The sequence below is a fragment of the Bradyrhizobium sp. CIR18 genome, from assembly GCF_014198295.1.
Taxonomy (GTDB): domain Bacteria; phylum Pseudomonadota; class Alphaproteobacteria; order Rhizobiales; family Xanthobacteraceae; genus Bradyrhizobium.
Window position 1 is genome coordinate 188,949 of record NZ_JACIHF010000007.1, and the last position, 13,613, is coordinate 202,561.

Below are 13,613 nucleotides of genomic sequence, written 5' to 3' on the forward strand. Positions count from 1 at the left end.
GATGTTCGGCCAATGCGCGAGCGTCGCCGTGACTGATGCCATCAAGCTCATCCTCTTCGACATGGACAATGTCCTCTGCGACTACGACAGGGCGACGCGCGTCGCCTATCTGGCGGAGCTTGCGGGGACCAGCAGCGAAGCCGTCCACAACGCGATCTGGGACAGCGGATTCGAGCTGCTCGGCGATGCCGGCGCGCTCGAGGCCGCCGACTATCTGCGAGGTTTTGGCGAACGCATCGGCTATCCCCTCTCGCTCGATGACTGGGTGGAAGCCCGGCGTCGTTCGATGCAGGCCGATCGCGCGATGCTGGACATTGCCGGAAGCCTGCGAAATACCGTCGATATCGCGGTGCTGACCAACAATACCACGCTGGTTGCCGACCACATCGACACGCTGCTGCCGGAATTGCGTCCGCTGTTCGGCTCCGGGATCTACACCTCGGCCCAGTTCAAGACGGCGAAGCCGGACCCGCACTGCTATCGCCTCTGCCTCGCGGAGCTCGGCTTGAGGCCGCAGACCGTCCTGTTCGTCGACGATCTCGCAGCCAACGTCGCCGGCGCGCGAGAGGCGGGCCTGTTCGCGCATCAGTACACGTCCGTGGCGACCTTCACGCAGGCCCTGTCAGAGCACGGCCTGCTTCGCGACTAAGATGGAAGTGCGTAGGGTGGGCAAAGGCGCGACAGCGCCGTGCCCACGTCTTCAGAATCGTGGGCACGCTTCGCTTTGCCCACCCTACAGGTTCTGAACTCGCTTTCGGAGCCTCAAGCCAGATGACACGCCACGAAATGCCCGCCCGCCCCTTCCTTCAGCACGGGCGCGCTTTCCGCGCAGCGCGGCTGGGCGATCGGGCAGCGGGTGTGGAAGTGACAGCCCGACGGCGGCTTCATCGGGCTCGGCACGTCGCCCTTGAGGCGGATGCGCTCACGCTTGAGCTTTGGATCGGGCACCGGCACCGCCGACAGCAACGCCCTGGTGTAGGGATGCTGCGGGTTGCGGTAGAGATCGCTTGCTTTCGCCAGCTCGACGATCCGGCCGAGATACATCACCGCGACGCGGTCGGAGATGTGCTCGACCACCGAGAGGTCGTGCGCGACGAAGAGATAGGTGAGGTTCAGCTCGGCCTGGAGGTCTTCCAGCAGATTGATGACCTGGGCCTGGATCGACACGTCGAGCGCCGAGACCGGCTCGTCGCAGACGATCAGCTTCGGCTCGACCGCGAGCGCGCGCGCGATCACGATGCGCTGGCGCTGGCCGCCGGAGAACTCGTGCGGATAGCGCCGCATGTGCTCGGCCTTGAGCCCGACCTTGACCAGCAGGCCCGCGACGCGCTCCTCGCGCTCCTTGGCGGAGGTCGCAAGGTTATGGATGGTGAAGGCCTCGCCGAGGATCGCGCCGACCGTCATGCGCGGATTGAGCGAGGCGAACGGATCCTGGAACACCAGCTGCATGTTGCGCCGCATCGCGCGCAGATCGTTGCCGCCGAGGCTGCGCACGTCCTGGCCGTCGAATGTGACCTCGCCGTCGGTCGGCTCGATCAGACGCAGCACGCAGCGTCCCGTCGTCGACTTGCCGCAGCCGGATTCACCGACGAGACCGAGCGTCTCGCCGCGATTGACCGAGAACGACACGCCGTCGACCGCATAGACGGTGCCAACCTGGCGCGACAGCAGGCCACCGAGCACGGGGAAATGCTTCTTCAGATTGGAGACTTGCAGCAAGGGTTCGCTCATGCCGCGCCTCCCAGATTTGTATCGCCGAGATGACAGGCCATGCGATGGCCGGGTGCGATCTCGCGCAGCAGCGGCTCCTTCTCGGTGCAGACGTTCATGGCGAACTTGCAGCGCGGCGCAAAGCGGCAGCCGACCGGCGGATTGATCAGGATCGGCACCGAGCCGCCGATCGCTTCGAGCCGCGTCTTGTGCTCGCTGTCGAGGTCGATGCGCGGGATCGAGCGGATCAACCCTTGCGTATAGGGATGGCCGGGATGGCCGAACAGATCGTCGACCGGCGCTTCCTCGACCACCTTGCCGGCATACATCACCACGACGCGTTGCGCGGTTTCGGCGACGACGCCCATCGCATGGGTGATCAGCATCACCGCCATGCCGAAGCGCTCCTTCATGTCCTGGAGCAGGTCCAGGATCTGGGCCTGGATGGTGACATCGAGCGCGGTGGTGGGCTCGTCGGCGATGATCAGCTTCGGCTTGCAGGCGAGCGCCATCGCGATCATCACGCGCTGGCGCATGCCGCCGGAGAACTGGTGCGGATAGTTGTGCACGCGGCCTTCGGCGTTGGGGATCTGCACCAGCTTCAGCATCTCGATGGTGCGATCGAGCGCCTGCTTCCTGGTCACGGCCTCGTGGCGGCGCAGGCTTTCGGCGATCTGCTCGCCGACGGTGAGCACCGGGTTGAGCGAGGTCATCGGCTCCTGGAAGATGAAGCCGATCTCCTTGGCCCTGATCTCGTCGAGCTCGTTGCTGGTCAGCGGCACGAGATCGCGCCCCTCGAAGATGATCTGACCCGCCGCGATGCGGCCCGGCGGCATCGCGATCAGCTTCAGGATCGACATCGCGGTGACGGTCTTGCCGCAGCCGGATTCGCCGACCACGCAGAGCGTCTCGCCCCGGTTGATGGAGATGTCGACGCCGTCGACGGCCTGGAGGATGCCGTCGTCCGTGGAGAAGTGGGTCTTCAGTCCCTTGATCTCGAGCAGCGGCGCCATCAGATCACCCGTCGCGCATCGAGCGCGTCACGCAGGCCGTCGCCGATGAAGTTGATGGCGACCACCGCGATGAAGATCGCGCCGCCCGGGAACAGCGCCCAGTGCGGGCCGATGTCGAGAAAGTCCTTGGCATCATACAGCAGCCGGCCCCAGGTCGGCGTGTCGGGCGGGAAGCCGAGGCCGAGGAAGGACAGCGTCGATTCCGCGATGATCGCGGCGGCGACGTCGATGGTGCCGGCGATGATCACCGGACCGAGCGCATTGGGCAGGATGTGACGCACAACCTGCCGCACCGGGCTCGCCCCGAGCGCCCGCGCGGCCTCGACGAATTCCTTCTCGCGGATCGACAGGAACTGGGCGCGCACGAGCCGCGCCACCGGCATCCAGCGCAGGCCGCCGATCACGAGCACGATCAGGATGAAGATGCCGCCCTCCGGACCGAACGCGGCCTTCAGACCGTCGCGGAACAGATAGATCAGCAGCAGCAGCAGCGGCAATTGCGGCAGCGACAGGAAGAGGTCGGTCAGCCACATCAACCCGTGGCCGAGCGCACCGCGCGACATGCCGGCGAGCGCGCCGATCAACACACCGACGAAGACCGAGACCAGCATCGCGGCGAGGCCGACCGCGAGCGAGATGCGCCCGCCATAGATCATGCGGGCGAGGATGTCCTGCCCGAGATCGTCGGTGCCGAAGGGATGCGCCGGCGAAGGCCCCTGCATGCCTGCGACGATGTCGATGTCGTCGATCTTGACCCGCCAGATGAAGGGGCCGAGCACCACTGCCAGGATCAGAACGAGCAGCAGGAACGCGCTGACCACGGCAAGCTTGTGGCGGCTGTAGCGCCGCCACGTCTCGCGCCAGGGCGAGTAGACGCGCCGCTCAGCGGAGGGAGATGCGAGGGTCAAGCCAGCCATAAAGCACGTCCGCGATGAGATTGAACAGCACGACCAGACACGCGAAGACGAAGGTGACGGCCATCACCACCGGCGTGTCGTTGGAAAGGATCGAGGAGATCAGCAGCGAGCCGATGCCGGGAATGCGGAAGATCTGCTCGGTGACGATGGCGCCGCCGAACACCGCGGGCATTTGCAGCGCGATCAACGTCACGACCGGAATCATGGCGTTGCGCATGACATGCTTGACGATGACCTTGGCCTGCCCGAGCCCCTTGGCGCGGGCGGTGGTGACATAGTCGAGCCGGATCACGTCCAGCATCGCCGAGCGCACGAAACGCGTCATCGACGCCGCCTGGAACAGGCCGAGCACCGCCACCGGCATGATCGCCTGACGGACCATCTCCAGCACCCAGTGGATGCCGGTGCCCTTGATGTCGGTGGTGTAGACGAACGGCAGCCAGTCCAGCGTGACCGAGAAGATCAGGATGAACAGGATGCCGGTGAAGAACGTCGGCAGCGAGAAGCCGACGAACGCGAGTGTGTTGGCGATCTGATCGAACAGCGAATAGGGCTTGGTGGCGGCGTAGACGCCGACCGGAATCGCGATCAGCAGCGCCAGGATCTGCGCCGAGCCGATCACGTAGAGCGTGGCCGGCAGGCGCTGCAGGATGAGCGTGTCGACGTTCATCCGGCTGACGAAGGAGAAGCCCCAGTCGCCGTGCAGCATGGCGTTGAGCCAGTGCAGGTAGCGAAGGTGGATCGGATCGTCGAGGCCGAACTTGGCCCGGAGCGCCGCCTGTACCTCGGGCGGCACGTTCGGGTTGGTCGCCAGCTCGGAAAACGGATCGCCGGGCGCGAGCGCGAGCACGACGAACAGCACGACCGAGATTCCGAGCAGGCTCGGAATCGCGATCATCAGGCGACGCAGGACGTATTGGCTCATGAGGGAAGGCCCCGTCTAGAGTTGGGGGATCATTCCTCGCGGTACCAGTCGAACAGATTGTCGGTTTCGTTGGCCCAGCCGGACACGACCGGGCGCAGATTGTTGGCCGCCGCCTCGACCTTGAGGCGATGCTGCACCGGAATGAACACGGTGTCCTGGTACATCAGGTCGTTGGCCTTGACGTAGAGCGCAGCGCGCTTGACCGGATCCATCTCGCCGTCCGCAGCCTGGATGGTTGCGTCGTACTCCTTGTTGACCCAGCGTGGGAAGTTGGTGCCCTGCCACTTGTTCTCCTTGGTGGCGACGAGGGTCGAGAGATAGCGACGCATGTGCTGCGACGGATCGGGCTGGCTCAGCGGGATCTGGAACATCTCCATGTCGGCGTAGAATTTGGAATAGGTATCGGGATTGCCGACATCGGACGAGAAGAACACGGAGGCGACGACCGACTTCAGCTCGACGTCGATGCCCGCCTTCTGGCAGGCCTGCTTGACGATTGCCTGGGTCTTCTGGCGCGGACCATTGATCGAGGTCTGGTAGAGCAGCTTCAGCTTCTTGCCGTCCTTCTCGCGGATACCGTCGGCGCCCGGCTTCCAGCCGGCCTCGTCGAGGATCTTCGAGGCCTTCTCGATGCTGAACTCCCACGAGGTGTTCTTGGAGACGAACTTTTCGGGACCGTTGAGGAAGTTGGCCGTGGTGCGGCCGGCGCGACCATAGATCGCCTTCTTGACCGACTCGCGATCGATCAGCAGCGAGAGCGCCTTGCGCACCGCCGGATCCGAGAACAGCGGGTGCTTGGTCTTGATCGAGGAGCGTTCGCCATCGACCTCGGTGTTGGGATCGGTGAAGTTCAGCGCGATGAACTCGGTGTCGCCACCGACCGCATAGACGGTCTTGCCCTTGCCGCCCTTCTCCAGGCGCAACAGCACGTCGTCCTCGACCTGGATGTTCCAGCCGAAATCGTATTCGCCGGTCTGGATCACCGCGCGTGCGGCCGAGACGGCGTCGCCGCCACCCTTCATCTCGACCGAGTCGAAATAGGGGCGGTTCGGCATGTGATAATCGGGGTTGAGCACGCCGCGGACGAGGTCGCCCGGCTTGAACTCGACGAACTTGTAGGGGCCGGTACCGACCGGCGAGAGGTTGGTCGGCGCCTCCCGCGATTTGGACCCCATATAGTCCTTGAACAGATGTCTCGGGATAATGGTGTTGGGCGCACCGACGAAGGCGTCGGCCCAGAACGGCGTCGGCTTGTTGAAGAGGATGCGGACCGTGAGGTCATCCACTTTCTCCACCGTGATGTCGCGGAGCGTCGCGATCGTCAGCGCGGAGGTCGCGGGATCCTTGGCGTATTCCCAGTTGAACACGACGTCGTCGGCCGTGAACGGCGCGCCGTCATGCCATTTAACGCCGGGCTTGAGCTTCCAGGTCACCGACTTGCCGTCGGCGGCCAGGCCGCCGTTCTGGATCGAGGGAATTTCGGCGGCGAGAACCAGCTTCATGTTGCCGTCGGGATCCCAACAGGCCAGCGGCTCGTAGAACAAGCGCGCACCGTCCTGGTCCTTGGTGCCGGTGGCGAAATGCGGATTGAGCAAGGTCGGGCCCTGCCACCACAGCAGCTTCAGCGCACCACCGCCGCCACGCTTGGTCGGCTTGTAGGTCGAGGCGCCCTCGGCCATGGCGACGCCGCCGAGCGCGAGGATCTGGTTGGCCAGCGGGGCAGTGAGACCGACCGCGGCCATGCGCGTGATGAAGGCGCGGCGATCCATCCGTCCGTCCTTCACCTGGCCGATCATCGAACGCAGTTCTTTATCCAGCATGGTTGTCCCCCGTCTGGTTCCCATCGTGATGAAGACGGCCGTCAGAGGCGGCCGCCCAATTAGCTGGCAGTAGATGGCACACCGAATGGGGGGCGCGTCAACTGGGACCGTGTGTATGCAAACGGTCTTCTGGCTGTCTGTTGGGCAAAACTGTGTTCTGCAGCCCATCCGTTCGGCAATCCAGCATCAAAACATGCTGGATTGCACGCTGCACTGCGGAAAATTTGTTCGCAGGATCAGACGAAGTGTGGAGGCGAAATTCTACGCGACGGACATGTCGAGCGGCGGCTCGACGTGATCCGGCAGCGGACAGACATACGGCGTCTTGGCCGTTCGCTTCTTCAAGTCGGCCTTGGCCGCCTTGATCAGTTCCGGATCTGTCAGCGCCTTGATGCCGAGACCGGCCATCGCCTTGGCGGCCTGCACCATGGCCTTGTGGGCATGCGGGCTCTTGCCCTGCGCCACCACCTGCCAGGTGTGGAACGGCGTGCCGATTGCAACCGTGGGGGCGTGAACCTGCACGGTCGGCACCACCCAGCTGACGTCGCCGACGTCGGTCGAGCCGACCAGCGGGTTGCGCTTGGCATCGAGCGGCACCAGGAAGTCGGCCAGCGGCCGATCGGTCTGCTCCATGCCGATCGCGTAATAGACCGACGCGATATCCTTGTCGCTCAAGGTCGCGCGGATCTGGCTGGCAAAGCCCTTGTCGGCATCGTCGAAATGCGGCGGTCCGAGCTCTTCCATGACCCGGTGCAGCGCCTGCTCCAGCGGCGTGTTCGGCAGGATGTTGGAGACCGCGGAGATGATCTTCATCTCGACCTTGGTCTCGGTCATCAGCGCCGCGCCCTCGGCGATCTTGCTCACACGTCCGACCAGCTCGTTCATGCCGGGAAGGTCACGGGCGCGGATCGAATAGCGCACCCGCGCATGGGCCTGGACCACGTTCGGCGCAATGCCGCCGGTGTCGAGCAGCGCGTAATGCACCCGCGCATCGCTCGGCATGTGCTCGCGCATGTAGTTCACGCCGACATTCATTAACTCCACCGCATCGAGCGCGGAGCGGCCGAGATGCGGCGAGGCCGCGGCATGCGAGGTGCGACCGGTGAAGATGAAATCCGCGCGCGTGTTGGCGAGCGACGGCGTCACCGCGACCTCCCAGAAGCTGTGCGGATGCCAGGTGATGGCGATGTCGGCGTCCTCGAACGCGCCGGAGCGCACCATGAACGCCTTTGCGGCGCCGCCTTCTTCAGCCGGACAGCCATAATAGCGCACGCGACCTGGCACCTTGTTTTCGGCAAGCCAGTCCTTCACCGCGGTCGCGGCGAGCAGCGCGGCGGAACCCAGTAGATTGTGACCACAGCCATGGCCGTGCCCACCGGCTTCGATCGGACGATGCTCGGCGACACCCGCTTCCTGGCTGAGACCGGGAAGGGCGTCATATTCGCCCATGAATGCGATGACCGGACCGCCCTCGCCCCACTCACCCATCACCGCCGTCGGAATGCCGGCGACGTTCTCGGTGATGCGGAAACCCTGATGACGCAACTCGGCGAGATGCTCGGCGGCGGACCGCGCCTCGGTGTAGCACACCTCGGGCATGCCCCAGACCTTGTCGCTGAGGTCGATGAAACGCCCCTTGATCGTGTCGACGCCACGCCAGATGTCGCTGCGGTTGTCCATTGCTTCGGTCCGTGATCCCTTGGTCAAACGAAGCGGCAATGGTTAGCAGCTTAGGGAGGGGCCGCCTAGCAGCGGCAGGGACACCAGCCATGCGGCCCGACAGGGTCTCACAGCGCGGCCCAAGGCGACCGCCCCTACGGCGCTACATTCTCGGCCTCGAGAGCGCGTCTTTGCTTACGAACAGGAGGCGTCGCCGGAACGCCGTCGGACTCTCGGCAACCAGCACCCCCTTCAGAGATTGTAGACCGCCTGCGAAGAAGGGCTCGCGAAGCCCATTACCGTGAACCTCGGTCCATTCCGGTATTTGTAATCCGTAAACGCGCGCAAGGTGCTCTGCCACGGCCGCCGTATAGGCGTCGTGCACAGCGTCGATGGAAGCGGGTCGTTCTTCGATGGCCTGCTGGCGTGCGTTCGGGTTCATGTAGAACCAATCGAGAAATTCGCGGAGCGACGGGTCGAACTTCTGCTCGCCAGCTTGTACGCGGCGAACGACGTCACCCAGCGTTGCGGGCTTCTTGCCGAACAGGCTCATGGTTGGCTCGACGGAGGCGTGTGGTCATCTTCGGGCCCAGTCTCGAGATTTGAGAAAATCTCCTCGAGACCCAATCGGGTCTTGGGTTGAAGCGCATTCTGCGGATAGAATTTTTCGACCAACGTGAGTGCATCCTGGCTGTTCTTGATGCCTATCGCGCGGGCGAGGAGCTTGATGTCGTCAATGTCCGAATTCGTTTCGACACCGCCGACACGCATCGCCCGGCACTTCATGGCAAACAAGTATTCCGGTCTGGCGGTATAGACGCGGAGGCCCGGCTGATCCTCGGTGGGGTAGGTCTTGAATAGAGCCTTTACGTCAGGATCCGCGTCTCTCTTGCTCAACCACCCCTTCACACCGTCGTTCAACCAGTTTTCGTCCCAGCCGAACTCCTCCGCCATCTCGGCCGCAAGCCGCTTGATGAAATCCTTGTTTCCTTCAAACACCGCATCGACGTCACCGGTGTTGATCTGCCGATTCAAGGTCAGCAGGAGGGCCGATCCGCCGTAGACGACGATTTCGACGGTGCGGCCTGCAGCGAAGGCCCTGCGGCCCAGCTCGGCCAGTGCATTTTCCAAAGTTAGCCGATCGAAATTCTTGTCATCGCTCATGGCTTGTTCCACAGACCGCGAACGATACGCTTGCCACTCTGGGTCGACAACGTCTTTTCGCGCGGACACCGGGACCCACAAGGCACGATCGGTCCAGAATTTCTGCATTTCCCGACCGACCCAGGCATGGCGGTCTTTAAAGAGGGGCGTTTGCGGCATAGATTGTCTTTGATTTAGCGCGGCGCTTCTCGTGCGCGAGAGGTATGTCAAAGCGCCAAGGAAAGACCAGGAGAACTCCATGCCCGCTTTGACCGAATGGAGAGTGCCGCCGGCCAATCAGCCGCGTGCGGGCGACTACGGTTTCGATCTCGACCGCGCGCTCGCATCCGTCGTTGGCCTGCACGCCATCGTCCCGCCGGACGCCTTCAGCGCCGAGACGCTGGGCACCGAACGCGCCGGCAACGGCGTCGTGATCGATCACGGACTGGTGCTCACCATCGGCTATCTCATCACCGAGGCGGAATCGGTGTGGCTGCACCTCGGCGATGGGCGGGTGGTCGAAGGCCATGCGCTCGGTTTCGATTCCGAAACCGGCTTCGGCCTGGTGCAAGCACTCGGTGAGCTCGACGTCGAACCGTTGCCGCTCGGCAGTTCGGCGGAAGCCGGGATCGGCGACCGCGTCGTGGTCGGCGGCGCCGGCGGCCGCACGCGCTCGGTCGCCAGCCAGATCGTGGCCAAGCAGGAGTTCGCCGGCTATTGGGAATATCTGCTGGACGAAGCCGTCTTCACCTATCCCGCGCATCCGAACTGGGGCGGCACGGCGCTGCTCAACGAGCGCGGCGAGCTGATCGGCATCGGCTCGCTTCAGCTGGAGCGCGAGCGCGACGGCAAGGCCGAGCATGTCAACATGGTCGTGCCGATCGACCTCTTGAAGCCGGTCCTGGACGATCTGCGCAAGTTCGGTCGCGTCAACAAGCCGGCGCGCCCCTGGCTCGGGCTCTACTCGACCGAGATCGACAACCGCTTGGTCGTAATCGGGATCTCCCCCAACGGCCCTGCCGCGCGCGCCGAGCTCAAGACCGACGACATCATCCTCGCCGTGAACGGGGACAAGGTCACGAGCCAGACCGCCTTCTACAAGAAGATGTGGGCGCTCGGCACCGCCGGCGTCGACGTGCCGCTGACCGTGTACCACCAAGGCGTCACCTTCGACGTCACGGTGACCTCCACCGATCGCTTCAAGCTCTTGAAGGCACCGAAGCTGCATTGATCCCACGCTGAAGGAAGCCGCGATGAGCGAGGCCGTGATCGACGACATCGTGGCCGTGCTGCCGCCGCTGCTCAATGCGCTGGAAGCGCTCGGCTTCTTCCAACGCCATCTGCATCCGCCGGCGTTCGCTACCGTGATGAACGCGATCGGCGCACCGGATCAGGCGCTGCAAACGGCACACGCGGCTATTGGAGAGTGGCCGGAGCAGTTCGCGGGCCTCCGCGAGCGGCTCGATCGCGCCTGCGGCGAGACGCTCGCCGCCTTTGCCGGGATCCGCGAGGTCGAGCGCAGCAATGGCGATCTCGTCGCTGTCTTCCGCGCGCTGCGCCACGTGCCGCGCGCGCAGGAGGCGCTTTATCCCCTGGCGATGCAATTTCCTCCCGTAAGCAGCTTCTTCCTCAACACCGCCAATCGCGAAAATGCGGATCTGTTGTCGCGGCTCGACGTCGGCGCGAGCGAAAATACTGGCATCTTCCACGATCACAACGAACCCGGCAGTCGCGGCGGCTTCTCGGTCTATGTGCCTGAGGACTATACGCCCGAGCGTGCCATGCCGCTGGTGATGGCGCTGCATGGCGGCAGCGGCAACGGACGCGGTTTCCTGTGGAGCTGGTTGCGCGACGCCCGCAGCCTTGGCACGATTCTGGTGGCGCCAACCGCGACCGGTCCGACCTGGGCGCTGATGGGCGATGATGCCGATACGCCTAACCTCATGCGTATCCTCGAAACCGTGCGCAGCCGCTGGAGCATCGACGCCTCGCGCATGCTACTGACCGGCATGAGCGACGGCGGCACCTTCAGTTACGTCAGCGGCCTCGACGGCGCCTCGCCTTTCACCCATCTGGCGCCGGTCTCGGCAACCTTCCATCCGCTGATGGCGGAGATGGCCGACGCCGCGCGCCTGCAGGGGCTGCCCATCTTCATCACCCACGGCAAGCTCGACTGGATGTTTCCGGTGCAGACCGCGCGCCAGACCCAGGCCGCGCTCGCAGCGGCCGGCGCTGATGTCACCTATCGCGAGATCGACGACCTCAGCCACACCTATCCCCGCGAGATCAACGCGGAGCTGGTGCAGTGGCTGAACGCGGGGTGAACAACCCGTCCTTATCCGCGCCGCACTGCCGCGGAACCATCGCTTCGGGCCGACGTTATTGCTGGCCCACCGGAGGTTCGCAAATGCAGACTTTTTTCGGAATGATCCTTGGCGCGCTGCTGCTTGCCGGCGGCGTGTATGTCTATGACTCCATGCAGACCTCGTCCGTCGCCAATGGCGAGGTCGCGACCACCAATCGCACCATCGTGAACTGGGATGTCGCGAAGGCGGATTGGGATGCGCTGCGCGACCGCGCGCACAAGGACTGGGTCCGGATCTCGTCGAAGTAACAACGCCCATCATGAACGAGGCGCCGTCGCGAGCTCCGCGGCGGCGCCTTTGCGTTGGCTACCGACCGATGCGCCTCAGTTCATCTTGGCCTTGCGCGCATCGGCGATGACCTGCTCGAACTCGGTCATGCTGAGCACGCCGGGGACGCGGTACTTGCCGACGATGAAAGACGGGGTGCCGCTGAAACCGAAGGCTTCGGCCTGCTCGTTGTTGCGCTTGAGCAGCGCATCGATATCGCTGCCATGGCCGGTGAGATCGCGCTTCAGGCGATCCATGTCGAGGCCGGCGGCGGCAAGCAGCTCGTTGATGCGCGGCTCGGTCAGGCGCGAGCTGACGCCCATCAAGGCATCATGGGCCTGATGGTATTTGTCCTGGAATTTTGCCGCGAGAGCGGTCCGCGCCGCGGTGACGGAGACCGGCCCGAGGATCGGCCAATCCTTCATCACCAGCCGCACCTTGCCGTCGTCCTGGACGACCTGGCGCAGCTCGGGCTCGAGCTTGCGGCAATAGGGGCAATTGTAGTCGGACCATTCGACGATGGTGACGTTACCGTTGGGATTGCCGGCGACGGGCGTGTCGGGATCGCGCAGCACCTTGGCTTCGGTCAGCACCTCGTTGTCGTCGGTCGCCGCGCGCGCCGAGGCGCCCGTCAGTGCGAGGGCGCCCGCCCCGATCAACGTCAACGCCGCGCGCCGCGTCGGCGCAAGGCCCTTAGTCCCAAATCCAGCCATATCTCGTCCCGTTTCGGTCCCATCTCCCTGAATACGGTCGGGACCGGGAATTGTTACTCGTCATATAGAGTGTCGCGGCGGCGATGTCATCGCACCAGCAGCGTGACCATCAGGCTATGCGCCGGACGCACTCGCCGCGGGCGGCGCTGCAATGCGCGGCAGCATCGCCATCAACGTGCCGGTCATCGTTGCGATCAGCGTGGTCTTGCCCTCGTGCTCGGCAAACGCCCTGGCCTCGCAGAACGTCAGCGTGCGGCCGGGCTTGACGACCTCGGCCTTGAAGACGAAGCGCTCGCCTCTAGCCGGGGCCAGCAGCGTGGTCTTGAACTCGACGGTAAGGATATCAGCCTCGCGCGGCATCAGGGTGAAGGCCGCAACGCCGCAGGCGTTGTCCAGCCCGGCGGTGATGATGCCGGCATGGACAAACCCGTTCTGCTGGGTGAAGGCCGCGGAATGCAGCATCGCCAGCTCGGCCTCGCCCGGTGCAAGGCGGACGATCACGATGCCGAGCGTGTGCATCGCCGGCTGGCCGTCGAACATGGCGATGGCCGCCGCCCGATAGCCCGGGTTCTTCGGCTCGAACGCAGCCATGGCTCAGGCCTCGGCCGGCTCGGCGAGATGCCGAAGAGCGATCTCGCGGACGGCATCCGTGAACGGCGCCGATTTGCGCTGGGTTCGATCCATGTGCACGCCGGTGATCTCGCAAATCGCCGCGATCTCGCCGGTCTCGGCATTCGTCATGTCGTGCCGGAAGCGGATCGACTTGTCGCGCACCTCGAGCAGATGGCTACGGATCTCGACGATGTCGCCGGCGAGCAGCTCGCGCCTGTAGGCGATGTTCTGCTGCACGGCGGCCATGCCGCGGCCGGAGGAGCGCAAATAGCTCGGCGTGAGGCCGAGGCGGGCGAATAGATTCCAGTTGGCTTCGTCGAATTTGCCGACATACCACATGATGTTCATGTGGCCGACATGGTCGCATTGCCACGGATAGACCGTGCCGCGATAGGTCACCTCCTGCTCCATCGCCATTTTCCGCCCTCGTTGGTTTATTGATTGATACGGTAGCGTATCAGGCACGAG

15 protein-coding genes are annotated in these 13,613 nt (G+C 64.4%); 4 read left to right on the forward strand and 11 right to left on the reverse strand.

Annotated features, from left to right (window positions below):
* Nucleotide 1 precedes the first annotated feature (1 nt).
* On the forward strand, nucleotides 2-649 hold the full coding sequence (locus GGD65_RS22915; RefSeq protein ID WP_183236691.1) for an HAD family phosphatase: 648 nt from the start codon (nucleotides 2-4) through the stop codon (nucleotides 647-649).
* Nucleotides 650-762: 113 nt separating this feature from the next.
* Here GGD65_RS22915 and GGD65_RS22920 read toward each other — a convergent pair whose 3' ends face one another.
* The 8 genes from GGD65_RS22920 to GGD65_RS22955 form a co-directional block, all read right to left on the reverse strand.
* Nucleotides 763-1,731 (reverse strand): ABC transporter ATP-binding protein, encoded by a 969-nt coding sequence (locus GGD65_RS22920; RefSeq protein WP_018316287.1) that lies wholly within the window; start codon nucleotides 1,729-1,731, stop codon nucleotides 763-765.
* The gene (locus tag GGD65_RS22925) at nucleotides 1,728-2,723 is read right to left on the reverse strand and encodes an ABC transporter ATP-binding protein (RefSeq protein ID WP_018316288.1); all 996 of its coding nucleotides are present in this window, start codon (nucleotides 2,721-2,723) and stop codon (nucleotides 1,728-1,730) included. Before GGD65_RS22925 ends, GGD65_RS22920 begins: the two co-directional genes overlap by 4 nt.
* The gene (locus GGD65_RS22930; RefSeq protein WP_018316289.1) at nucleotides 2,723-3,640 is read right to left on the reverse strand and encodes an ABC transporter permease; all 918 of its coding nucleotides are present in this window, start codon (nucleotides 3,638-3,640) and stop codon (nucleotides 2,723-2,725) included. The genes GGD65_RS22925 and GGD65_RS22930 overlap by 1 nt, the downstream gene beginning before the upstream one ends.
* Entirely contained in the window at nucleotides 3,606-4,565 is a 960-nt protein-coding gene (locus GGD65_RS22935; RefSeq protein ID WP_183236692.1) for an ABC transporter permease, read from the reverse strand. Before GGD65_RS22935 ends, GGD65_RS22930 begins: the two co-directional genes overlap by 35 nt.
* A gap of 29 nt (nucleotides 4,566-4,594) precedes the next feature.
* The gene (locus tag GGD65_RS22940; RefSeq protein ID WP_183236693.1) at nucleotides 4,595-6,385 is read right to left on the reverse strand and encodes a peptide ABC transporter substrate-binding protein; all 1,791 of its coding nucleotides are present in this window, start codon (nucleotides 6,383-6,385) and stop codon (nucleotides 4,595-4,597) included.
* 261 nt (nucleotides 6,386-6,646) lie between these two features.
* Nucleotides 6,647-8,065, reverse strand: coding sequence for a M20 family metallopeptidase (locus tag GGD65_RS22945; RefSeq protein WP_183236694.1), 1,419 nt, complete (start codon nucleotides 8,063-8,065; stop codon nucleotides 6,647-6,649).
* 142 nt (nucleotides 8,066-8,207) lie between these two features.
* Nucleotides 8,208-8,597, reverse strand: coding sequence for a hypothetical protein (locus tag GGD65_RS22950; protein WP_179731913.1), 390 nt, complete (start codon nucleotides 8,595-8,597; stop codon nucleotides 8,208-8,210).
* Nucleotides 8,594-9,208, reverse strand: coding sequence for a hypothetical protein (locus tag GGD65_RS22955; RefSeq protein ID WP_183236695.1), 615 nt, complete (start codon nucleotides 9,206-9,208; stop codon nucleotides 8,594-8,596). The genes GGD65_RS22950 and GGD65_RS22955 overlap by 4 nt, the downstream gene beginning before the upstream one ends.
* Before the next feature lie 238 nt (nucleotides 9,209-9,446).
* On the opposite strand from GGD65_RS22955, the gene GGD65_RS22960 reads away from it, so the two are divergent.
* The 3 genes from GGD65_RS22960 (at nucleotide 9,447) to GGD65_RS22970 (ending at nucleotide 11,801) form a co-directional block, all read left to right on the forward strand.
* The gene (locus tag GGD65_RS22960) at nucleotides 9,447-10,418 is read left to right on the forward strand and encodes a S1C family serine protease (protein WP_018316292.1); all 972 of its coding nucleotides are present in this window, start codon (nucleotides 9,447-9,449) and stop codon (nucleotides 10,416-10,418) included.
* Between the two features lie 22 nt (nucleotides 10,419-10,440).
* Nucleotides 10,441-11,511, forward strand: a complete 1,071-nt coding sequence (locus GGD65_RS22965) for a phospholipase (RefSeq protein ID WP_183236696.1) — start codon at nucleotides 10,441-10,443, stop codon at nucleotides 11,509-11,511.
* Between the two features lie 83 nt (nucleotides 11,512-11,594).
* A complete protein-coding gene (locus GGD65_RS22970) occupies nucleotides 11,595-11,801 on the forward strand; it encodes a hypothetical protein (protein WP_018316294.1) in 207 nt (68 codons plus the stop codon).
* Nucleotides 11,802-11,876: 75 nt separating this feature from the next.
* Here the strand turns inward: GGD65_RS22970 and GGD65_RS22975 are convergent, their stop codons facing one another.
* The 3 genes from GGD65_RS22975 to GGD65_RS22985 all read right to left on the reverse strand — a co-directional run bounded on the left by GGD65_RS22975 (nucleotide 11,877) and on the right by GGD65_RS22985 (nucleotide 13,556).
* Nucleotides 11,877-12,533, reverse strand: a complete 657-nt coding sequence (locus GGD65_RS22975) for a DsbA family protein (protein ID WP_183236697.1) — start codon at nucleotides 12,531-12,533, stop codon at nucleotides 11,877-11,879.
* A 114-nt stretch (nucleotides 12,534-12,647) separates the two neighbouring features.
* Nucleotides 12,648-13,124 carry a PaaI family thioesterase gene (locus tag GGD65_RS22980; RefSeq protein WP_183236698.1) on the reverse strand — a complete coding sequence of 159 codons (477 nt, stop codon included), beginning with the start codon at nucleotides 13,122-13,124 and terminating at the stop codon, nucleotides 12,648-12,650.
* 3 nt (nucleotides 13,125-13,127) lie between these two features.
* Nucleotides 13,128-13,556, reverse strand: a complete 429-nt coding sequence (locus GGD65_RS22985) for a thioesterase family protein (RefSeq protein ID WP_183236772.1) — start codon at nucleotides 13,554-13,556, stop codon at nucleotides 13,128-13,130.
* Nucleotides 13,557-13,613: the final 57 nt, after the last annotated feature.